The 21601-nt window shown below is 45.3% G+C and carries 19 protein-coding genes; 10 read left to right on the top strand and 9 right to left on the bottom strand.

Annotated elements, in window-relative coordinates:
• Positions 1-137: 137 nt before the first annotated feature.
• The 4 genes from ADF75_RS09855 to zapA all read right to left on the bottom strand — a co-directional run bounded on the left by ADF75_RS09855 (position 138) and on the right by zapA (position 4925).
• Complete coding sequence (locus ADF75_RS09855; protein WP_048789996.1) at positions 138-1556, bottom strand: C69 family dipeptidase; 1419 nt, start codon at positions 1554-1556, stop codon at positions 138-140.
• An 80-nt stretch (positions 1557-1636) separates the two neighbouring features.
• A complete protein-coding gene (locus ADF75_RS09850) occupies positions 1637-3973 on the bottom strand; it encodes an endonuclease MutS2 (protein ID WP_048789995.1) in 2337 nt (778 codons plus the stop codon).
• 96 nt (positions 3974-4069) lie between these two features.
• Positions 4070-4624, bottom strand: a complete 555-nt coding sequence (locus tag ADF75_RS09845; RefSeq protein ID WP_048715181.1) for a CvpA family protein — start codon at positions 4622-4624, stop codon at positions 4070-4072.
• 10 nt (positions 4625-4634) lie between these two features.
• Entirely contained in the window at positions 4635-4925 is a 291-nt protein-coding gene (zapA, locus tag ADF75_RS09840; protein ID WP_023024429.1) for a cell division protein ZapA, read from the bottom strand.
• Positions 4926-5077: 152 nt separating this feature from the next.
• Between zapA and ADF75_RS09835 the strand changes: the two genes are divergently transcribed.
• The 4 genes from ADF75_RS09835 to ADF75_RS09820 all read left to right on the top strand — a co-directional run bounded on the left by ADF75_RS09835 (position 5078) and on the right by ADF75_RS09820 (position 9674).
• Positions 5078-5557 carry a glutathione peroxidase gene (locus tag ADF75_RS09835; RefSeq protein WP_048688419.1) on the top strand — a complete coding sequence of 160 codons (480 nt, stop codon included), beginning with the start codon at positions 5078-5080 and terminating at the stop codon, positions 5555-5557.
• A gap of 55 nt (positions 5558-5612) precedes the next feature.
• The gene (rnhC, locus tag ADF75_RS09830) at positions 5613-6503 is read left to right on the top strand and encodes a ribonuclease HIII (protein ID WP_048789994.1); all 891 of its coding nucleotides are present in this window, start codon (positions 5613-5615) and stop codon (positions 6501-6503) included.
• A 3-nt stretch (positions 6504-6506) separates the two neighbouring features.
• Positions 6507-7145, top strand: a complete 639-nt coding sequence (gene lepB, locus ADF75_RS09825) for a signal peptidase I (protein ID WP_048688413.1) — start codon at positions 6507-6509, stop codon at positions 7143-7145.
• A 93-nt stretch (positions 7146-7238) separates the two neighbouring features.
• Positions 7239-9674: an ATP-dependent RecD-like DNA helicase gene (locus ADF75_RS09820; protein WP_048789993.1), complete on the top strand. Its 2436-nt coding sequence runs from the start codon at positions 7239-7241 to the stop codon at positions 9672-9674.
• A 28-nt stretch (positions 9675-9702) separates the two neighbouring features.
• Here the strand turns inward: ADF75_RS09820 and dinB are convergent, their stop codons facing one another.
• On the bottom strand, positions 9703-10815 hold the full coding sequence (gene dinB / locus ADF75_RS09815; RefSeq protein WP_048789992.1) for a DNA polymerase IV: 1113 nt from the start codon (positions 10813-10815) through the stop codon (positions 9703-9705).
• Positions 10816-11040: 225 nt separating this feature from the next.
• Here dinB and pflB point away from each other — a divergent pair, with 225 nt between their 5' ends.
• The 6 genes from pflB to ADF75_RS09785 all read left to right on the top strand — a co-directional run bounded on the left by pflB (position 11041) and on the right by ADF75_RS09785 (position 17693).
• Positions 11041-13356 (top strand): formate C-acetyltransferase, encoded by a 2316-nt coding sequence (gene pflB, locus ADF75_RS09810; RefSeq protein ID WP_048688403.1) that lies wholly within the window; start codon positions 11041-11043, stop codon positions 13354-13356.
• 140 nt (positions 13357-13496) lie between these two features.
• Positions 13497-14255 (top strand): threonine/serine exporter family protein, encoded by a 759-nt coding sequence (locus tag ADF75_RS09805; RefSeq protein WP_048688400.1) that lies wholly within the window; start codon positions 13497-13499, stop codon positions 14253-14255.
• Positions 14256-14259: 4 nt separating this feature from the next.
• Positions 14260-14727, top strand: coding sequence for a threonine/serine exporter family protein (locus tag ADF75_RS09800; protein ID WP_048688397.1), 468 nt, complete (start codon positions 14260-14262; stop codon positions 14725-14727).
• A gap of 106 nt (positions 14728-14833) precedes the next feature.
• Positions 14834-15064, top strand: a complete 231-nt coding sequence (locus ADF75_RS09795) for a hypothetical protein (protein WP_042759938.1) — start codon at positions 14834-14836, stop codon at positions 15062-15064.
• A 189-nt stretch (positions 15065-15253) separates the two neighbouring features.
• Positions 15254-16432, top strand: coding sequence for a hydroxymethylglutaryl-CoA synthase (locus ADF75_RS09790; RefSeq protein WP_048789991.1), 1179 nt, complete (start codon positions 15254-15256; stop codon positions 16430-16432).
• Positions 16425-17693: a hydroxymethylglutaryl-CoA reductase, degradative gene (locus ADF75_RS09785; protein ID WP_048789990.1), complete on the top strand. Its 1269-nt coding sequence runs from the start codon at positions 16425-16427 to the stop codon at positions 17691-17693. Before ADF75_RS09790 ends, ADF75_RS09785 begins: the two co-directional genes overlap by 8 nt.
• A 46-nt stretch (positions 17694-17739) precedes the next feature.
• On the opposite strand, the gene fni is transcribed toward ADF75_RS09785, so the two are convergent.
• The 4 genes from fni to mvk are packed head-to-tail and all read right to left on the bottom strand — an operon-like array spanning position 17740 to position 21559.
• Positions 17740-18756 (bottom strand): type 2 isopentenyl-diphosphate Delta-isomerase, encoded by a 1017-nt coding sequence (gene fni / locus ADF75_RS09780; RefSeq protein WP_048789989.1) that lies wholly within the window; start codon positions 18754-18756, stop codon positions 17740-17742.
• Positions 18734-19759, bottom strand: a complete 1026-nt coding sequence (locus tag ADF75_RS09775; protein ID WP_048789988.1) for a phosphomevalonate kinase — start codon at positions 19757-19759, stop codon at positions 18734-18736. The genes fni and ADF75_RS09775 overlap by 23 nt, the downstream gene beginning before the upstream one ends.
• Positions 19749-20699 (bottom strand): diphosphomevalonate decarboxylase, encoded by a 951-nt coding sequence (gene mvaD, locus ADF75_RS09770; protein ID WP_048789987.1) that lies wholly within the window; start codon positions 20697-20699, stop codon positions 19749-19751. Before mvaD ends, ADF75_RS09775 begins: the two co-directional genes overlap by 11 nt.
• Positions 20681-21559 carry a mevalonate kinase gene (mvk, locus tag ADF75_RS09765; RefSeq protein ID WP_048789986.1) on the bottom strand — a complete coding sequence of 293 codons (879 nt, stop codon included), beginning with the start codon at positions 21557-21559 and terminating at the stop codon, positions 20681-20683. The genes mvaD and mvk overlap by 19 nt, the downstream gene beginning before the upstream one ends.
• Positions 21560-21601 lie beyond the last annotated feature (42 nt).

Genomic DNA, 21601 nt, shown 5'->3' with positions numbered 1-21601 from the left:
ATTTCACAGTCATAGGAAGGCCCTACTTCTGAAAAACTTCATCCGGTATGATGTTCAATTTGTTCTATTTTAGCATAATTTGAAAAGAAGGTCAATGTTTTCAGAAACTACCCTGAAAATAGTACAACTTAACCCAACTAGTCACTCAAAGAGAAATGGTTGGTCATCAGGTTGCTAGCATCCAACAAGACCTTATCCAATAAGCGATCCGTCGCTTCTTGAATCTGATCACTCATTTCCTGATTTTCTCTTTCGAAATCAACGGTTTGTCCTGCTGCCAAGGCTTGATCCACTCGTCCAATCCGGGCATGCCCAAGTGCCATAGTACTTTCTTGGTAATCTTCTAAATCTCCAACATGATGACTATAGTGGGCATCTGCCAGACCAGCAATGATCCGATTGGTCCAATAGAAGGAATCTGTCGTCACTTTTTCTGTCGTATTGGCAAAATAATCCGGTGTCGTATCGACCTGGGTAAAGAATGGAACCGCCGTATTAAAAGGCATAGACCCATAGCAAAGCCATTGAATCCCGGTTGTCTCTTGAGGACGATTTGGCCGCAATTGGAGAATGGCCGTCTGGCTGGTCCGGTTAATGCCAATGGTACGGAAGGTCCGACGACTATGACTATCCCCTTCTAAACCGTAAGGATCATAGGCTGAATCCTGGTAGTGACTGCTGAGGACATATTTGACATCTTCAATCGTAATCTTGCGGTAAGGTTTTTGACACCAAGGAAGGAAGAAGGAACGAGGATCTTGCTCCACTTCTGGGTTGAGGAACCGTTGAATATCCCAAGCCCGTGGTGTATTGTAATGACGATCCTTGTCTCGTTGGCTCCCAAAAGCATAACGAGGGTTAAAAGACGAACCGTCAAAATCCAAGGCCAGGTGATGGCGTTCCACAAAATCTTTCAAATCTGGATTACACAAGAACTCTTCTGGGCGATCAAACTCAAAGCGATCACTTCCCAATTGATTGGGATTGGTCACATAGGCATCGTCTGGAACACGGCGGGCCATCCAGTGATGACCTCCGATAGTTTCCAACCACCAGATTTCATGGACATCGCTGATAGCCACTCCATTAGACTCATAGGTTCCGTATTCTTCTAGGAGTTTCCCCAAGCGAAGGACTCCTTCTCGGGCAGTCTGGACATAAGGAAGAACCAAGGTCAGCATGTCTTCCTCCCCGATTCCACTTTCCACCAGAGGATCCGCTCCCAAGACCCGGCTATTGGTCGTAATGGTCTCTGTCTCACTCATGGCCACATTGTAACGATTGATCCCCGCTTCTCCCCAGATACCATCTTTTGGAATGGCATCTGGAACAGCTGTGTAACGAACAGGGTTATCTGGCAGGTCTAACTCAAAAGGAGATAGGACCGACCGATAATGACGGGGTTGATCCTCTGGCTGAACAACGATAAATTTCTTAGGAGTAAACACTCCGTTTTGAGAGTCTTCCGTGCGAGCTACAATGGTTGAACCATCATAACTGGCATCTTTTCCGACAAGTATGGTAGTACAAGAATCGGACGAACGATTAGGGGTCATATGCTTTCCTTCTTTCCGTTTAAACTGACTGTATTATAGCAAAAAGCGTGCCTGATTAAAAGGCACGACTGACTCTTTGCTTATTTAAAGGTCACAATTGTCGCTCCGCTTCCTCCTGCATTTTGAGGAGCGTACTCGAAGCTTTTGACATGCTTATTGCGACGGAGGTACTTGGTAACTCCTTCCCGGATGACCCCAGTTCCGATACCGTGGATGATATCGACTTGGGCCATATTATTGAGAAGGGCTTGGTCGATAAAGCTGTCCAATTCTTCCATGGCTTCCTCATACCGTTTGCCACGAAGGTCCAAGCGAGCCCGAGGTCCATTGGCATTGGAACGTTTGACTACGTGGACCTGGTGTTTTTTCGGTTGAGAAGCATCTTTTTCAGCTTTCAACAGATTAAATTCTTTTTCTTCCAAGGTCATCTTGATCAGTCCCACTTGGGCTTCCCAACGACCATCCTTGAGCTGCTTGGTAAGACTTCCTCTTTGTCCATAGCTGATGACCAAGATCTCGTCTCCGACTTTTGGAGCACGGGCTTTCTTAGCCTGTTTCAAGACCTTGTTTTTCGATAGATCGACTGTTTCTGGGGCCAATTTTTTCAACTGAGACTTGGCTTCAATAATTTCATGGGGCTTGAGTTGCGATTTGGCATGAAGACCTTGCAAAATCTGATCGCTTTCTGCTAGAGCAAGATCCACAATTTCTTGCGCTTCTTTACGCGCCTTGTTGAGCTCTGTTTCCCGCTCTCGGGTCAACTCATTGTACAATTTCTTGAGGACGCGGTTGAATTTCAGATTTTCCTGTTCAACATCTCGGATGGACTCGAGTCGTTTGCGACTTTCTAGGGTCTGAGCTTCCAACTTTTCAATGATGCGGTTGACATCCCGATCCTGATTGGTCAACCCCTGCGCTTGACGAACAATCACTTCTGACAAGCCTAGACGACGCGCGATTTCAAAGGCATTGGAACGTCCTGGTACCCCCTGCATAAACCGATAGGTCGGACGCAGGCTGTCCGTATCAAATTCCATGCTGGCATTTTGAACACCAAGTGTCTCAATCCCATAGGCCTTAAGTTCTGGATAGTGGGTGGTCGCCATGGTCTTGATCCCTCGTAAGCGGAGATCTTCTAGGATGGCGATCGCCAGTGAAGCCCCTTCCTGAGGATCCGTTCCAGCTCCCAACTCATCCAGCAAGACAAAGGATTCCTCATCGACCTGCTCCAAAATAGAGACAATATTGGTCATGTGACTGGAGAAGGTAGACAGGCTCTGCTCGATCGACTGCTCATCCCCGATATCAGAGAAGATTTGCGTGAAGACAGCTACCTTACTCCCAGCATCTGCTAGGATTGGCAAGCCCGACTGGGCCATTAATTGGGCTAGTCCCAGGGTCTTGAGCATGATGGTCTTCCCACCCGTATTCGGTCCGGTAATCACAATCTCTGTGAGGTCTTTGCCAAAGTGGATATCATTAGGAACAGCCTTCTCAATCAAGGGATGGCGAACCTGCAAGAGCTGAATCTCCCCTTGATCTGACAAGGTTGGAATAGTTCCTTTTCGGTCCTGTAAAAAGCGATGTTTGGCCCGAACGAGGTCAATATGACCGATCAGCCAAGCATTGTTTCGGATTTCCCCCGCATGAGGACGAAGGAGGTTTGAAATTTCTTCCAAGATCCGGAGCATCTCGAAGCGTTCATCTGCACGATGGTTGGCAATATCTTCATTAAGATTGACGACCGCTCGAGGTTCGATATAGACGGTATTTCCACTGGCTGAAATATCGTGCACCACACCGGCAATCCGATTGCGGTAGGTGTTTTTGACTGGCAAGACATTTCGTCCATTCCGACTCGCTACGACCTGATCAGCCAGCATTTCGGACTTGGTCTTCAACAATTCTTGTAAAATGTCTCGCACTTGGTGTTCATTCTCTTGAATCCGTCGACGAATTTTTGCCAAGGTTTCACTGGCAAAGTTTTCAATAAATCCTGCCTCATTAATGGCATGGAGACTTCCCTGCAACTGTGGAAGGTCGACTAGATTTTCAAATATCCGATCCAGTTTTTCCAAGCGGACATTTTCTAATTCATCATAAAAATTTCGCAATTCATGGGTCACGCGCAGGACTTTCTTGACCGCTAACAATTCATCGATATTGAGCGATGTTTCTAGTTCTAAACGCTTGGTCACTGGACGAATTTCTTGGATGGTGGGCACGCTAAAGTGCGGATGCTCCACAAATATCTGAGCCATATCCGCCATTTCAAGAAAGGCGGTTTCAATTGCTTCTTTTTTTGTAAGTGGGGCTAATTCCTGCAACTCCACTTCGCCCTGCTCCGTTTGCAAATAGGGCTCTACTAAGTTTTTGACTTTTTGAAACTCTAAGGTTTCGAGAATTTTTTGATTCATGTTTCTCCACAACAGAAAAGGAGGCTGATTTTGGTCTGAGCCTCCCCTTCCTTTCTATAATATCTCTCATGAACTGTTAGACATGATGAGAAGTGATTACGCACCTAAGATTTTTACAACCCAAAGTTGTTTCAAGAGGCCTGCTGTAAGGGGGCTATGCTGCACCATAAATCGAATGAGGAAACTTCCATGGAGTCGATCTTGAATGGTTGCCATGGGGATGGTTGACAAAATCGTGAATCCCATTTGCAGAACAAAGTAGGTTACTAGAACAGCTAGCACACCACTGGCAATCTGAAACGGATACTCCTCCCATTTTTCAGGCGTTGGAATCAAGGGAATAAAGAGTCCAATCACTCGACCTATCGCATAGACTAAAACAAACAAGATGAAGTAAGCCAAACCAGCGTAAAAAACTTTGTCTAAGTGAAAGAGTTGGTCTGCACCATAAAAATAGCTTTTTGAAGCTTGTGTTGCACTCGAAAATGGAATCCATAGACTAATGGTTTTTGCCAAGGACTGATAGCCTGATCCTGCGACCAACATGGCCACAATCATGGTTAAAAAATAATATCCTTGAAGCAAAATCCCTCGTGAATACCCAATATAAAAACTCCAAGCTAGGATGAATAAAATCAGGATTGAAAACATGCAACTCCCCTTAATTAGATGATCTACCGACTAGGCCATCTAGGGCCTTGCGACGAAAATCTTCCAATTCTTTTTCCTTATCGTCAAACTCAATCTCACGACTCAATTGTGTTGACAAACTATTGATTGCTAGTAAAATGGCCAGGGTCTCATCATCAGCAGCTGGCATTTGTTCTTTAATCGCTTCATATTTTTCTTTCGCGACCCGTTCAACCTCTTCCATAAAGAGATTATCATGATTAGTTGTAAGAGTCAGCGATTTATTACCGAAAGTAAATTTGTATCTATTTAAGCTGGACATAAAAAATCACCTCACGATATTATATCAAAATCTAGCCCGCTTGTCAGTAGGAAAATCCCCTTCCCATAGGAAATACCGGACACTAGGGCCACGGTTTAACTTTTTTCGACTCAAGCGTGATACAATAGAGAAAGTAGGAAAGGACGTGTAAAATGACTATCTATGATTTCACTGTAATGGCCCAAGATGGGAGCCCCTTCTCCCTCGAAGCATACCGAGGCCAAGTACTCCTCATCGTCAATACTGCAACAGGTTGCGGTCTGACTCCTCAATACCAGGGATTGCAAGAGCTCTATGAGCGCTACCATGATCAAGGATTTGAAATCCTTGACTTTCCATGCAATCAATTTATGGGCCAAGCACCGGGAAGTGCGGAGGAGATTAATCAATTTTGTAGCCTCCATTACCGAACCAGCTTCCCACGTTTCGCAAAAATAAAAGTCAATGGGAAAGAAGCCAGCCCCCTCTACCAATGGTTAAAAGAACAAGCTAGTGGTCCCTTGGGCTCCCGCATTGAATGGAATTTCGCCAAATTCTTGATCAATCGCCAAGGCCAAGTCATCCACCGCTTCTCTTCAAAAACTGATCCTCAAGCAATTGAAGCTAGCCTAAAAGAAGTTCTTTCAGACTAAATTTGACTGGTCTTTTTCTGGCCTTTCATCTAGCTTTTATGATACAATAAGGGTTATGGAAACAATTACATTGTCCCCTCAAAACGAGGACATCCAAGCATTTGTTCGTCAGCACCAAGACCACCTGCTACCTTCAAAAAATCCATATATCCGATATTTTTTTAAGGCTCCTGGTGCAACCATTTCGATTTACACATCAGGAAAGGTTGTCCTACAAGGTAATCAGGCCACGCGCTATGCTGCCTTCTTCGGTTACCAACAAGATCCGATAGACCAAGCACTTGCCAGACAAGACTTCCCCTTAATCGGAACGGATGAAGTTGGAAACGGTTCTTACTTTGGAGGGCTTGCCGTCGTGGCTTCACTAGTCAGCCCGGAGCAACATGCCCGCTTAAAAAGTCTAGGAGTTGGGGATTCTAAAACCTTAGATGATCGAAAAATTCGAGCTCTCGCACCAATCCTCAAACAAGAAATCCCGCATCAGGCCTTACTGCTGACACCTAAAAAATACAATCAGGTCATCGCCTCTGGCTACAATGCGGTATCTGTCAAGGTTGCTCTTCACAATCAAGCCATTTTTTTGCTCTTGCAACAAGGGGCAAAAGCTCAAAAGATTGTAGTCGATGCCTTTACGACCAAGAAAAACTATGATCGCTATGTTCAAGCAGAAGCGAATCAGGTCCCACAAGTCGTCACCCTAGAAGAGAAGGCCGAAGGAAAATACTTGTCAGTAGCTGTGAGTTCCATTATTGCCCGTGACCTCTTCCTCCAAAATCTGGAAGATTTGAGTCAAGAACTCGGCTACACCCTTCCTAGTGGGGCTGGTGCGCCCTCAGACAAGGTAGCTGCTCAACTATTAAAGGCCTATGGCATTCAAGCCCTTGACTACAGTGCCAAACTTCATTTTAAAAATACAGAAAAAGCAAAAAAATTGATAGAAAGATAAAGCATGAAACGTTCAAAAAAATCAAATAATCCAGTCCGTTCTTTCCTGAAAGAATGGGCGCTCTTCGGCCTCATTATTGGAGGCATTATTCTCTCTCGTATTTATCTGTGGACGCCTGTCCGTGTCGATGGCCATTCTATGGATCCGACCTTGGCAGATAGTGAATACCTTCTCGTTATCAATAAACTGCCTATCGACCGTTTTGATATCGTGGTCGCTAGTGAAACAGAAAATGGAAAAACCAAAGAAATCGTTAAACGGGTCATTGGACTCCCTGGTGAGACCATCGAGTACAAAAACGATGTCCTCTATATCAACGGCAAAGAAACTGACGAGCCTTACTTGAAAGACTACATTCAAAAATTTAAAGAAGATAAATTGCAATCAACCTATTCTGGAAAAGGGTTCGAAGAAAATGGAGAACTCTTCCGCCAAATGGCACAGATTGCCGAAGCTTTCACCGTTGATAGAGATGGAAGTGCGACCTTCACGAAAAAGCTCTTGGATGATGAGTATCTACTCCTTGGTGATGATCGAATCGTTTCAAAAGATAGCCGCCAGGTGGGGGCTTTCAAGAAGGAACAAATCAAAGGAGAAGCCGTCCTTCGCCTCTGGCCACTCCTTCCATTCCAGACTTATTAACCCATGATGAGGTTGGGACTCTTGTTCCAATCTCTTTCAATATCTTCATGAGAGATAAGCTCTCTCAGACCATTACTTAAAAGGAAACTCTGCATGGAATACTATTTCTCAGGAACCATTGAGCGGGTCATTTTTGAAAATCAAAGTAGTTTTTTCCGTATCTTATTGTTGGATATCAATGATACAGATGCAGAGGACTATGATGACTTTGACATTATCGTTACTGGAACGATGGCAGATATCGTCGAAGGAGAAGATTATACCTTCTGGGGAGAACTGGTCCATCATCCGAAATATGGCCAACAGTTGCAAATGAATCGCTATGAACGAGCCAAACCCACTAGCAAAGGCTTGGTGAAATACTTTTCTAGCGACCATTTTAAAGGTATCGGACTCAAAACGGCCCAAAAAATCGTGGATCTCTATGGCGAGGATACCATTGATAAAATTCTGCAAGCACCTGAAAAACTGGCCTCTATCTCCGGACTTTCTAAAAAGAATCGCGAGGCCTTTGTCGAAAAACTACAGCTCAACTATGGTACGGAACGGGTCCTCGCCCAACTTGCTAACTATGGCATCCCTAATAAACTAGCCTTCCAAATCCAGGATTTCTACAAGGAAGAAACCTTGCAAATCGTCGAATCAGCTCCTTATCAACTGGTCGAAGACATTCAAGGAATGGGCTTTAAAATTGCCGACCAATTAGCAGAAGAATTAGGGATTGCCAGTGATGCACCTGAACGCTTTCGAGCTGGACTGGTTCATAGTCTTTTAACCCTCTCCTTAGAAACAGGGGACACCTACGTTGAAGCCAAAGAATTGCTCCAAGCCACCATCCAACTCTTAGAAGCATCTCGTCCAGTCGAGCTCGATCCAGCCAGCGTCGCCCAAGAATTGGCCAGTCTCATCGAAGAAGACAAGGTGCAAAACATTGACACTAAGATTTTCAACAACAGCCTCTTCTTTGCAGAAGAAGGGATCCGAAGCCATATCGGTCGCCTGTTAGAAAAAGGAAAGCAAGAATCTTTCGACCCAGAAAAAATCGAACAAACGATTGATGACATTGAAGAAGATCTCCACATACACTACGACCCCATCCAACGGAAGGCTATCCAAGAAGCCATCCAGCAAAAGGTCTTTGTCCTTACAGGTGGACCAGGAACGGGGAAAACAACTGTTATCAATGGGATCATCGGGACCTATGCCCGCCTGCACCAATTAGACCTTCGCAAGAAATCTCAATTACCGATCCTCTTAGCTGCTCCAACCGGTCGAGCAGCCCGTCGAATGAGTGAACTGACGGGTCTTCCGAGCGCCACCATTCATCGTCACTTAGGAATGACGGGAGACGACGACACGAGTCACTTGGACGATTATCTCGATGCGGATTTTATCATTGTCGATGAATTCTCTATGGTGGATACTTGGCTGGCTAATCAGCTTCTCAGCAATATCTCCTCCAATACCAAACTCTTAATCGTTGGTGATGCCGATCAGCTTCCTTCTGTGAGTCCTGGACAAGTCTTGTCCGATCTCCTACAGATCCCCAGCATCCCTAAAGTCAAACTGGAACACATCTTCCGTCAAAGTGAAGATTCGACCATCGTCACTTTGGCCAGTCAGATTCGTAAAGGCCACCTGCCTTCAGATTTCACAGAGAAAAAACCTGATCGTTCCTACTTTGAAGCGCCGAGTGAGCTCATCGCTCCCATGATTGAAAAAATCACCAGCGCTGCCCTTCGCAACGGCATTCCGGCCCGAGACATCCAGGTCCTCGCTCCGATGTATCGAGGTTCTGCAGGCATTGACCAGATTAACAGTCTCATGCAAGAGCTTCTCAATCCATTAGAAACGGGTGCTCTATTCTTTCAAACACTGGATTGCCAGTATCGAAATGGTGACAAGGTCATCCACCTGGTCAATGATGCCGAAAGCAATGTCTTTAACGGTGATATTGGCTACATCACCGACCTCTTGCCAGCTAAGTATACCGAATCCAAGCAAGATGAGCTCACCATCCAATTTGATGGCAATGAATTGGTCTACCCCCGCAATGAATGGTACAAGATTCGCCTAGCTTATGCCATGAGCATCCACAAGTCACAGGGAAGCGAATTTCCTGTGGTCATTCTGCCCTTGACCAATCAGAGTCGGCGCATGCTCCAACGCAATCTGATCTACACGGCCATCACCCGCTCCAAAAGCAAACTCATCCTCCTGGGAGAATACACTGCATTTGACTTTGCGACAAAAAATACCGGAACCGCTCGAAAAACCTATCTGATTGAGCGTTTTTCGGATGGGCTTCCTCAAGGTAGAGACTCTTCCTCACATAGTCCTGTCCATCTGGAAGAGCCTATTAAAAAAACTGAGCCCCAAAGGGAGCTCTTCTCAGTTGAAAACCGCTCTGACTCACCTGCTTCCCAAGCTTCTCAACAAGGCTATCGATTAACAGAGGACAATTACTTAAGCATTGATCCCATGATTGGCCTCACCGAGGAAGAGATTCAACAGTTCTTCAAAAACTAGCTAAAAATTCCCCGTAGGTCAAGTATACCTACGGGGTTTCTTCTATTAGAGATCCTTCATGGGTTTCCCGAGACTCGGAAGAAAAATTAGTGAGGGTCACCCCTAAAAGGCGAATACCTGAGGAGTTACTTTCTAGGCTCTGGTAGAGCTCCTGGGCCAGTCTCTGAATGACTTCAGGGTCTCTGGTTGCTTCCTCTAAACTTCGTCTCTTGGTCAAGGTCGTAAAATCGGCATAACGAATCTTGAGCACCAAGGTCTTACCAATTTTCTGATGATTGGCCAAACTGTTCGCTACCTTTTCAGATAGGTTGGCTAATTCTTTTAGCACATCATCCTCGGCCACCAGCAATTTTCGGTAGGTGCGTTCCTTCCCAATGGACTTACGAATGCGATTGCTCTTGACCGGACTGTTATGGATTCCCCGAGCCTTTCGATAGAGATCAAAACCAAAGCGACCGAAGTGATCGATGAGAGTCATTTCCGGTACTTCTAAGAGATCTGAACCAGTATAAATTCCCAAATCATGAAGTCGCTCCACTGTCCGTTTTCCCACACCATGAAACTTAGCTACATCCAGCTGACTTAAAAAGTCTTGAGCTTGCTCGGGTAAAATGACGGTCAGTCCCTGAGGCTTCTGGTAATCACTGGCAATTTTTGCTAGAAATTTATTGTAGGAAACTCCGGCAGAAGCAGTTAGGTGCAATTCATTCCAAATATCATGCTGAATCAAGCGGGCTACCTTGACAGCAGACTGAAGACCAAGCTTATTGTTGGTCACATCCAGATAGGCTTCATCAATGCTCATGGGCTCAATCAAATCGGTATAGCGTTTAAATATTTCTCTGACTTGGAGACCGACAGCCTGGTACTTCTCGTAGTTGCCAGGGATGAAAACTGCCTGAGGACACCGTTCATAGGCCTCTTTGGAACTCATAGCCGAATGGACCCCATATTTTCTGGCTTCGTAATTGCAAGTCGATACCACTCCTCTTCCACCAGACAAACGGGGATCATGACCAATGATGACAGGCTTTCCCTTCAATTCAGGATGGTCTCGCTCTTCAACGGACGCAAAAAAGGCATCCATATCAATATGAATGATCTTACGGCTCGTATCATTTACTAAAGGAAATATGAGCATGGGTAACCTCCTCTTTCATTATATCCCTATCACCGATTTTTTCCCACTAATTTCCACCACTCCAAAGGCAAAGATATAATACAGTTTATTAACATATGCCCTTCTGTATTATAAAAGAATCCAAAATCTTTTTGCTATTCCCTTTGTGAAACCGATTTCCATATGGTATACTACTATTGTAAGTGCAACAGATTTGTTGCTAGAAAGACAAAAGAGGATTTAAACATGGTTGTTAAAACAGTTGTTGAAGCACAAGACATTTTTGACAAAGCCTGGGAAGGCTTCCAAGGTGAAGACTGGAAAGAAAGAGCCAGTGTCTCACGCTTTGTACAAGCTAACTACACTCCATATGATGGAGACGAAAGCTTCCTAGCTGGCCCAACAGAACGTTCACTTCACATCAAGAAGATTGTTGAAGAAACAAAAGCACACTACGAAGAAACTCGTTTCCCATACGATACTCGTCCAACTTCTATCGCTGATATCGCAGCTGGATACATCGACAAAGAAAACGAAGTGATCTTCGGTATCCAAAACGATGAATTGTTCAAATTGAACTTCATGCCTCGTGGTGGTATCCGTATGGCGGAAACTACTTTGAAAGAAAATGGATATGAGCCAGATCCAGCTGTGCATGAAATCTTCACTAAATATGTAACGACAGTTAACGACGGTATCTTCCGTGCTTATACTACAAACATCCGTCGTGCACGTCACGCTCACACAGTAACTGGTCTTCCAGATGCATACTCACGTGGACGTATCATCGGGGTTTATGCTCGTTTGGCCCTTTACGGAGCTGACTACTTGATGGCTGAAAAAGCAAACGACTGGAACGCGATTACTGAAATCGATGAAGAATCAATCCGTCTTCGTGAAGAAGTAAACCTTCAATACCAAGCACTTCAAGAAGTTGTTAAATTGGGTGACCTTTATGGTGTAGACGTACGTCGTCCTGCCTTCGATACAAAAGAAGCAATCCAATGGACAAACATCGCCTTCATGGCTGTCTGCCGTGTGATCAACGGTGCTGCTACTTCTCTTGGACGTGTGCCAATCGTTTTGGATATCTACGCTGAACGTGACTTGGCTCGTGGTACTTACACTGAGTCTGAAATCCAAGAATTCGTTGATGATTTCGTTATGAAATTGCGTACTGTTAAATTTGCTCGTACAAAAGCTTACGACCAATTGTACTCAGGTGACCCAACCTTCATCACAACTTCTATGGCTGGTATGGGTAACGACGGACGTCACCGTGTTACTAAGATGGACTTCCGTTTCTTGAACACTTTGGACAACATCGGTAACTCTCCAGAACCAAACTTGACAGTTCTTTGGACTGACAAATTGCCATACAGCTTCCGTCGCTACTGTATGCACATGAGCCACAAACACTCTTCTATCCAATACGAAGGTGTAACAACAATGGCGAAAGACGGATACGGTGAAATGAGCTGTATCTCATGTTGCGTATCTCCACTTGACCCAGAAAACGAAGAACAACGCCACAACATCCAGTACTTCGGTGCTCGTGTAAACGTGCTTAAAGCTCTTCTTACTGGTTTGAACGGTGGTTACGACGACGTTCATAAAGACTACAAAGTATTTGACATCGATCCTATCCGTGACGAAGTTCTTGAATTCGAATCTGTTAAAGCAAACTTCGAAAAATCACTTGACTGGTTGACTGACACTTACGTAGATGCTTTGAACATCATCCACTACATGACTGATAAGTACAACTACGAAGCTGTTCAAATGGCCTTCTTGCCAACTCACCAACGCGCTAACATGGGATTCGGTATCTGTGGATTCGCTAACACTGTTGATACTTTGTCAGCAATCAAATACGCTACTGTTAAACCAATCCGTGACGAAGATGGCTACATCTACGATTACGAAACAATCGGTGAATACCCACGTTGGGGTGAAGATGACCCACGTTCTAACGAATTGGCAGAATGGTTGATCGAAGCTTACACTACTCGTCTTCGCAGCCACAAACTTTACAAGAATGCAGAAGCTACAGTTTCACTTTTGACTATCACTTCTAACGTTGCTTACTCTAAACAAACTGGTAACTCACCAGTCCACAAAGGGGTATACCTCAACGAAGATGGTTCTGTGAACACAAGCAAATTGGAATTCTTCTCACCAGGTGCCAACCCATCTAACAAAGCTAAAGGTGGATGGTTGCAAAACTTGAACTCACTTGCTAGCCTTGACTTTGGTTACGCAGCTGACGGTATCTCACTCACTACTCAAGTGTCACCTCGTGCTCTTGGTAAAACTCGTGACGAACAAGTAGACAACTTGGTAACTATCCTTGATGGATACTTCGAAAACGGTGGACAACACGTTAACTTGAACGTTATGGACTTGTCAGACGTTTATGAAAAGATCATGAGCGGTGAAGACGTTATCGTTCGTATCTCTGGATACTGTGTAAACACTAAATACCTCACTCCAGAACAAAAAACTGAATTGACACAACGTGTCTTCCACGAAGTTCTTTCTATGGATGATGCATTGAGCTAAGATTCAAATAGATTTTTCAAACCAGTCGGAAACGGCTGGTTTTTTCTTGTCCTGTCTTGACTAAATCCGTGGTAACACTAGTACAAATCAGTGAAATTTTGATATAATGGAAGCAATCTATTAACAGAACAGGAAGAACAATGGAAGCGTCTAAAGATATGGACCGCGTGATTGATGTCCTCATGTTGGCAGGAACCCTCCTTTTAGAGAGTGGTTCTGAAATCCATCGGGTGGAGGATACCATGATCCGGATTGCTCATTCTCAAGGAATCGATGATTGCAATGCCTTAGCGATGCCAGTCGCTATTTTCTTTTCAATCGAAAATGCCAATATCACGCGGATGAAGCGGATCCTGCGGACCAATTACAATATCGAGAAGGTCTGTGATGTCAATCAGATTTCTCGCCAATTAGTCTCTGGGCACATCAATCTCGAAGAAGCCTACCAAGCCTTGATCCAATTGAAGCAGAAGGCAGTGCCTTATACCAATCTACAGTTAACCATTGCGGCTACTCTAAGTGCTCCTTTTTTCTCCATTATGTTTGGCGGGAATTTTTATGATGCGATAGGAGCAGGTATTGCGACTGTCTTTGCCTATGCTTTCTCTCTAGTAGTTGAGAAATACGTGCGCATCCCTTTTGCCACTGCTTTTGCGGCAGCCTTTGTCTTTGGCTTTTTGGCCCATATTTGGGCCCGCTATAGTGGTTTTCCTTCCAATACCGATCTCATAATTGCTGGTTGTGTCATGCCTTTCGTTCCTGGGATTGCCATGACCAATGCCGTCAGGGATCTGATGAACAACCACCTCAACTCTGGGATGAGTAAACTCTTTGAGACCCTGCTCATTACTCTTGCCCTTGGTGCCGGAACGACCGTCGCTCTTGTCCTTATGAAATAGAATCATGAATCTAATCGAATTTTTAATCCAAGCCGTGGCGAGTTTGATTGCCATCATTACCTTTTTAATCGTCCTCAACGTGCAACGTTCCATGCTACTCCCTGGAGGAATTTTAGGGATGGCTATTTGGTTGCTCTACTATATCTTGAAAGGACCTACCAATGTTATCATTGCGACTTTTATCGCCGCCATTGTCGGTTCTTGTATCAGTCAAATTTTAAGTATCATCTACAAGACGCCTGTCGTTGTCTTTATGCTAGCTATTCTCGCTCCTTTGGTTCCTGGATATATTTCCTATCGGACCACCTCCTTCTTTGTTAGTGGCCAATATCAGCAAGCCGTGACCAGTGTGACCCTAGTTGTTATTCTGGCCTTGGTTATCTCTATCGGTATGGCTAGCGGGTCTGTCGTCTTGAAACTCTACCATTCTTACCAACGCCATCAAAAAAGAAAAATGACCAATGCCAACTAGCATTGGTTTTCTAAATTTTTATATGTAATCGCTTGCATTTTTATTTAAAAGGAGTACAATGATAGTGAAAAAAACAAATCCTTTAAAGTATGCGAGGTGATGTATGATGCTAAACAAGTATATCAAGTATCTTCCTTGGATGATCCTAGGAGCCCTCCCCTCCTATCAATCAGCGACTATCTATGCCCGTAATTCATTTGACTTGTTCTATCTGACCTTGAACTTTCTGATTGTATACATCGCTTTAATCGTCTTCTACGAAAATGTTCTAAGAGACAAATGCAAAGAGCTCTTCATACGAATCATGAGCAATCCTAAAAAAGATAAGCAAGCATAAGAGTTGAAAAGCCATCTAGGGATGGCTTTTTTGTTTTTCGTCCTCTTTTTTTCAAAAAATCCCCTTGCCCAACTCGGTCCTAAGAATGATTTCCAAACTGTTCTGGCTTTTTCAAGGGAGTTTTGCTCTCAAATATGGTAAAATAGTAACGAAATATACTAGTAGATATCAAATTAAAAGAGGTTATTTATGACAATCGGTATTGATAAGATTGGATTTGCGACCAGCCAGTATGTCTTGCGCTTAAGTGAGCTAGCGGCTGCTCGAAATACAGATCCAGAAAAACTCAGTAAAGGGCTCTTATTGAAAGAACTGAGTATTGCCCCTATTACAGAGGATATCGTCACACTTGGAGCAAGTGCCAGCCATAGTATTTTAACCGAAGAAGAAAAAGAAGAAATTGATATGGTCATCCTGGCGACCGAGTCAGGAATTGACCAGAGTAAGGCTGCTGCTGTTTTCGTTCACGGTCTCCTAGGAATCCAACCCTTTGCTCGGAGCTTTGAAATGAAGGAAGCCTGCTATGCTGCAACGGCCGCTTTGGACTATGCTAAGCTTCATGTTGAAAAGTTCCCACAGAGCAAGGTCTTGGTCATTGCCAGCGATATTGCAAAATATGGGATCGACACCCCTGGAGAGCCGACTCAAGGAGCTGGATCTGTCGCTATGCTAGTGACGCAGAACCCACGTATCCTAGCCTTTAATGATGATAATGTAGCTCAGACCCGTGACGTCATGGATTTCTGGCGTCCCAACTACTCCAGTACACCCTTTGTCAATGGGATTTATTCGACCCAACAGTACTTGGATTGCCTGAAAACAACTTGGACAGAGTATCAAAAACGGACTGGTTTGACCTTGGATGATTTTGCGGCGGTCTGCTTCCACCTGCCTTATCCTAAGCTCGCCCTCAAGGGCTTAAAAAAGCTTCTTGACAAGAGTCTTTCTCCTGAGAAACAAGCCCAATTGCAATACAATTTTGAACAATCCATTCTCTACAGCCAAAAGGTTGGGAATATCTATACGGGTTCCCTCTTCCTAGGTTTGCTTTCTCTCTTAGAGAATCAGCCTCAACTAGTGGCTGGCGACCGGATCGCCCTCTATGGATATGGAAGTGGCGCAGTCGCTGAGATTTTTAGTGCTCACTTGGTCGAAGGATTTGAGCAAATGCTCCATCCAAGCCGTATGGCAGAATTGGATCAGCGAAAAGCTCTTACGATTGACGAATATGAGAAGATCTTCTTCGAAGAGGCACAATTAGATGCTGAAGGCAATCAAACCTTCCAAGGTTACCAAGATCAAACCTATGCCTTATCAGAAATCAACGATCACCAACGAACCTATGTAAAGGTAGAACACCATGGTTAAATTAACTGGTTTTTCAAAAGCAAGTCCAGCAGAGCGCATCGAGAAACTAGCTCAGGCCGGACTCCTTTCAGAAGAAGGTCTACAGACAGTAAGGGACAATGAAACATTGCCCCTTTCTCTTGCCAATGAAATGGTCGAAAACGTCCTTGGCACCTTGGCTTTACCCTTTGGTCTAGCTCCTGGCTTCCAGATAGATGATCAGGAAATCCAAGTCCCAATGGTGACGGAAGAACCCTCTGTCATCGCTGCTGCTTCTTACGCTGCTGGACTAATCAAGCGCTCAGGTGGGTTTCAGACCCAGGTTCACAAGCGTCAAATGATCGGTCAAGTGGCTCTCTATGACGTTAGCAATAAAGAAAAGGCCAGTCAGGCGATTACAGAAGCTAAAGAAGAATTGCTCCAACTGGCCAATCAAGCCTATCCTTCCATCGTTAAACGAGGAGGTGGGGCACGAGATCTCTGGACAGAGGTGAAAAGTGACTTTCTCATTTGTTACCTATCTGTCGATCCCAAAGAGGCAATGGGGGCTAATATGCTCAACACCATGCTAGAAGCCCTGGTCAACCCTTTAGAAGATTTATCCGAGGGACAGGGTTTAATGGCTATTCTGTCCAACCTAGCGACAGATGCCCTTGTCACGGCAAGTTGTCACATAGACTACCGCTTCCTCAGTCGCGATCCCAAGGAAGCGGCCGAAATCGCTCAGAAAATAGCTCTGGCCAGTCAATTGGCAGCTGTTGATCCTTATCGAGCAGCGACTCACAACAAGGGAATTTTCAATGGTATCGATGCTGTCGTCTTGGCAACTGGGAATGACTGGCGGGCGATTGAAGCAGGCGGCCATACCTATGCTAGTCGATCTGGACAAGCTCAAGGACTATCTAGTTGGATAGCTCATCCAGATCAGCAAGTCCTAGAAGGTCAGCTGACCCTTCCTTTGCCTATTGCTACCAAGGGAGGCTCCATCGGACTCAATCCAAGTGTTCAAGTGGCTCATGACCTGCTTGGAAATCCCGATTCCCAAACTCTTGCGCGGATTATTGTTTCCGTTGGCCTGGCTCAAAACTTTGCAGCGCTTAAGGCCTTGGTCAGCACCGGTATTCAGCATGGGCATATGAAACTCCAGGCTAAGTCACTCGCCCTACTTGCCGGCGCTAGTCCGTCGGAGGTGGCTCCGGTGGTTCAAGCCCTGCTAGAGGACAAGCCCTTTAACCTGGAAAAAGCCCAAGCTATTTTAGAGAACATTCGTCAAAGCAAGTAAAAAATCCCTCCGTGTAAACGGAGGGATTTTTGTTAGTTTCTTCAAGTTAATCATGGATGGAGGGGATTTGTTCATATCCTTCTTTTACACGGCCATAAAGAAGATAAGGAACCTTTCTCAAATCGGCAAGTGTCTGACAAGAAAGAGCACACATGATCAGGCGTAAATCCTCTTTCCAAGCATTGACTTGGGCGATGGCCTCTTCAATCGGCTGTGTCTCTACCAATTCTAAAATGGTCCGAGAAAGACCGACCCCCTTGGCTCCTAGAACCAGTGCCTTAATCATATCCAAAGGATGACGAACGCCACCAGAGGCGAGAACCTCGACCTGATCCATCAGTGGTTGAGCTCCAAGCAAGGCTTGAACCGTTGTTTGTCCCCAGTCATTGAGATAGGAACGATTGCCTCCCCGACGGTTTTCGATATAGGCAAAACTGGTCCCGCCTCTACCAGAGATATCAACGGTCCTGACACCTAGTTCGATGGCTCTTTGGATAGTTCTGGCATCCATACCAAAACCGACCTCTTTTAGCACCAACGGTACTGGTAATTGCTTTGCATAGTCTGCTAAATGGTCTTGCCAGTTTCTAAAGCTTCGTTCCCCTTCAGGCATGAGAAGTTCCTGCATGAGGTTGACATGGAGTTGGAGAAAGAGAGGCTGGGTCTCCTCAATCGTCTGTAAGCCCAGTTCAAGCGGTTTGTCAATCCCGATATTGGTCGCAAAGAGAAGGTCCGGATAAAGGTCCTTGACTCGATAGGAGCTGTCCTGGGGATCTTTTAAAGCTGCACTATAGGACCCCGTCACAAAGAGAATGCCACAGGCTTCTGCCACCTGGGCTAACTTCCGATTGATGTCTCCCCCCTTGGCACTGCCACCTGTCATGGCATTAATATAAAAAGGGTAGTCCCAATCACGACCCGCAAAATGGGTCGTCAAATCCACCTGATCTAAATCGATAGTTGGTAAAGAGGAATGAATCAACTCAACCTCATCAAAGCTATTGTAACCTGGAGTTTGCTCCAAGGCCAAGCGAATATGTTCATCCTTTCGGTTGGTCGTCATACTCTCCCATCCTTTCTGCATATAATAAATCAATCCCTGCTTCTTGCCAGCGTCTGACGATTGTTTGGGCAGCAGCCTCCTCAAATGCGAGGGCGATCCCACAATCTCCTCCTCCAGCGCCACTGGATTTTGCAATGACCGCTAGTCCCTCTTCTGCCCTCTTTAATTGGGCCAGTTTTTTGGTATAAATCACCTCATTGAGAGATCGAAGTAAGTCACTAGCCCGACTGATAGAAGACCAGGCCAAGTCTCGGTCTGCCTCTTGAAAGGCCACTAAGAGGTCTTGTACAGCCTGCTCCGTCCCCTCTAAGAAGACAGGATCAATAGCTGAACGAACCTGGTTAATCAAGTCTCTTGAAATAGCAGGTTCCTGGGTCCAGCCTACTAAAAAAGTATAGGACAACTGAGGGGCAAGAGGCAGGATTTCATATCCCCAATCCAGGGCTAAGATCTGGTTTAAATCCTGATCTTGTAATTGCTCAGCCAGTGCCCGTCTGTCAAAAGAGCGGTAGCTAACCAAGCCTTCATAGGCAATACAAGCTAGGTCTCCCATGGACCCATTATCTCCACGTCGAATCAAGACCAAACAGGCCAAACGAAAGAGCAAATCTGCTGACAGGGGAAAATCATAAAGAGCTGCCATGGCTTTGAGGGTCAACAAGACCACACTGCCACTAGAGCCAATTCCGAATTTCTTACCCTCTCGCTCAAATTTCCCCCCAATACGTAAATCAAAGGGAGCAAGTGCCACTCCTTGTGACTGGAGGTAGGCGTTCATTAAATGCACGGTTTCTTGGATCAGGGCATAGTCTGCCTGCGGAGCCAAATCAACCGCAAAGGAAAACATGTCCGACTGAATCCGATAAGTAGATGACGGTTGAATTTCTGCCTGCATGTAAATGGGAATAAACTGAATAATGGCTGTTTGTCCCGGGGTTAAGATAGAATATTCCCCAGCGATATACAGCTTCCCACCTGCTCGAACTGCTTTCTTATTCTTCATAGGATAGATCCTTGGTCTTGGAAACAATGATACGATAATCTTGTTCAAAAAGTGGAACCAACTGGTCCAGATCCTCCTCTAGACAGAGGACTTTTACATTCGGTCCTGCATCCATGGTGAAGTAGCACCGTTTCCCTTCATTACGAAGAGAGCGCACGAAATCCATGGCCTCATAGCTCTTCTCCGTCAAATAGGAGAAGGCTGGACTAGCAGTCTTGGTTGTAGAATGCATGAGCAGAGCATTCCGTTCGGTCAATTCCCCTACTTTTTCAAAGTCATTGTCCTTCAGGTAAGCCAGCATATCTTGGTAATCTTGAGCTGACTGACGGATCCATTCTTGGAAATTGCTAGAGGTTTCCGTGCACCGCTTCATCCCTTCCCGACTGGAAAGAATTTTTTGTTGGTCGTTTAACACCAGCATAATCATCGCCAGTTTGAGATCCGTTTCCACCTGGTAGATTGCTCCAGTATCCTTGTCCCAAGCCGCTATAGGGCCAAAGAAAGAACGGGAAGACGAACCGGAAGCAAACTTAGCCGCTTGAGCTTGTTCTGCCTGCGTCATCCCCAGTTGGTAATAGCGATTGCAGGCTTTTACCAAGGCAGATAGACCACTGGAACTAGAAGAAAGCCCTGCAGCTGTCGGCATGTTGTTGCTGGTATCAACCCTCACAAAGCCTGTTTCCCCTTCTGGTTTAAAGCGGTCGATGACTGCTCCGATCTTGGCCTGCTCCGCTTCATTTTGGAAGACCCCATCAATATAGAAAGCATGGGCCTTGGCCTCAGGACCCAAAGGACTGAGTCGCGTCTCCGTATACATATTTTCCAAGGTCAAGGAAATGGAACTAGTTGATGGCACCATGGATTCACTGTTTTCCTTGCCCCAATACTTAATAATGGCGATATTGGCATACGATTTTACACTTACAGGCTTTCGATCCATAACTCCTCCACTCCTTTATTTCTTAGTTCTTTTGCGATGATTTCTGCTTGTTCTTGGTCTGCAGCAAGGGCAATGATACAACCACCGAGCCCACCACCGCTCATCTTGGCTCCCAAGGCTCCACTCGCTAAGGCTAATTCCACCAATTGATCCGCTTCTGGACAACTCACTCCCACTGCCTGCAAATGATGATGGCAGTCTGTTAAGATACGTCCCAAGGTGAGAGCATCTTTTTGAGCAAGAGCTTTTTCCGCCTGCTCGGTAAGGAGCCCGATTTCATGGAAACTAGCAAGAGCCGCTGTTCCCATATCTTTGACTTTCTGAATGGCTTCTTTGGTATGGCCACGGATACCTGTATCTGCAATGACCAGCTTGGCACCCAAATCAACTTCTAACTCACTAAAACCGACGTTGCGAATGAATTTAATCGGCTGATCACTTAGGCAAGTCTTGGCATCTAGCCCACTTGGATTCATATGGGCAATCATTTCTGCTCGATTAACCAAGATTTCCAAGGTTTCTTGGCTCAAATCTCGCTTGAAGTAATCAAAGACCGCTCGAATTGCTGCGATACTGACAGCAGCCGAGGATCCCATCCCCCGCTGAGCTGGAATCATGGAGTCAATCCGGCAAGCGATGGCTGCCTTCTCGATCCCCAAATACTCTAAGGAAGCGTAGACTGCCATCGATAAGCTGTCATTCTCAAAAAGGACCCACGGACGCTCCGCAGGTACAATCTGACAAGTGACCTGAATGTGAAGGAGGGGCAGGGCAATGGCTGGATAGCCATAAACAACCGCATGCTCTCCTATTAAAATAATCTTGCTATGTGCCTTGCCGACACCTATCGATTTCGTCATACGTCTCTCAGTTATCTTCATTCTTTTCTGCTATAGATTGCT

Source organism: Streptococcus sp. 1171_SSPC, assembly GCF_001069335.1.
GTDB classification, from domain to species: domain Bacteria; phylum Bacillota; class Bacilli; order Lactobacillales; family Streptococcaceae; genus Streptococcus; species Streptococcus xiaochunlingii.
Note: the sequence above shows the minus strand (reverse complement) of the source record. Positions and strands in the feature narration are given on the sequence as shown.

Bases quoted from the DNA above. Each gene is read 5' to 3' on its own strand.
- ADF75_RS09855 (WP_048789996.1), bottom strand. From the start codon at position 1,556: ATGACCCCTAATCGTTCGTCCGATTCTTGTACTACCATACTTGTCGGA.
- ADF75_RS09850 (WP_048789995.1), bottom strand. From the start codon at position 3,973: ATGAATCAAAAAATTCTCGAAACCTTAGAGTTTCAAAAAGTCAAAAAC.
- ADF75_RS09845 (WP_048715181.1), bottom strand. From the start codon at position 4,624: ATGTTTTCAATCCTGATTTTATTCATCCTAGCTTGGAGTTTTTATATT.
- zapA (WP_023024429.1), bottom strand. From the start codon at position 4,925: ATGTCCAGCTTAAATAGATACAAATTTACTTTCGGTAATAAATCGCTG.
- ADF75_RS09835 (WP_048688419.1), top strand. From the start codon at position 5,078: ATGACTATCTATGATTTCACTGTAATGGCCCAAGATGGGAGCCCCTTC.
- rnhC (WP_048789994.1), top strand. From the start codon at position 5,613: ATGGAAACAATTACATTGTCCCCTCAAAACGAGGACATCCAAGCATTT.
- lepB (WP_048688413.1), top strand. From the start codon at position 6,507: ATGAAACGTTCAAAAAAATCAAATAATCCAGTCCGTTCTTTCCTGAAA.
- ADF75_RS09820 (WP_048789993.1), top strand. From the start codon at position 7,239: ATGGAATACTATTTCTCAGGAACCATTGAGCGGGTCATTTTTGAAAAT.
- dinB (WP_048789992.1), bottom strand. From the start codon at position 10,815: ATGCTCATATTTCCTTTAGTAAATGATACGAGCCGTAAGATCATTCAT.
- pflB (WP_048688403.1), top strand. From the start codon at position 11,041: ATGGTTGTTAAAACAGTTGTTGAAGCACAAGACATTTTTGACAAAGCC.
- ADF75_RS09805 (WP_048688400.1), top strand. From the start codon at position 13,497: ATGGAAGCGTCTAAAGATATGGACCGCGTGATTGATGTCCTCATGTTG.
- ADF75_RS09800 (WP_048688397.1), top strand. From the start codon at position 14,260: ATGAATCTAATCGAATTTTTAATCCAAGCCGTGGCGAGTTTGATTGCC.
- ADF75_RS09795 (WP_042759938.1), top strand. From the start codon at position 14,834: ATGCTAAACAAGTATATCAAGTATCTTCCTTGGATGATCCTAGGAGCC.
- ADF75_RS09790 (WP_048789991.1), top strand. From the start codon at position 15,254: ATGACAATCGGTATTGATAAGATTGGATTTGCGACCAGCCAGTATGTC.
- ADF75_RS09785 (WP_048789990.1), top strand. From the start codon at position 16,425: ATGGTTAAATTAACTGGTTTTTCAAAAGCAAGTCCAGCAGAGCGCATC.
- fni (WP_048789989.1), bottom strand. From the start codon at position 18,756: ATGACGACCAACCGAAAGGATGAACATATTCGCTTGGCCTTGGAGCAA.
- ADF75_RS09775 (WP_048789988.1), bottom strand. From the start codon at position 19,759: ATGAAGAATAAGAAAGCAGTTCGAGCAGGTGGGAAGCTGTATATCGCT.
- mvaD (WP_048789987.1), bottom strand. From the start codon at position 20,699: ATGGATCGAAAGCCTGTAAGTGTAAAATCGTATGCCAATATCGCCATT.
- mvk (WP_048789986.1), bottom strand. From the start codon at position 21,559: ATGACGAAATCGATAGGTGTCGGCAAGGCACATAGCAAGATTATTTTA.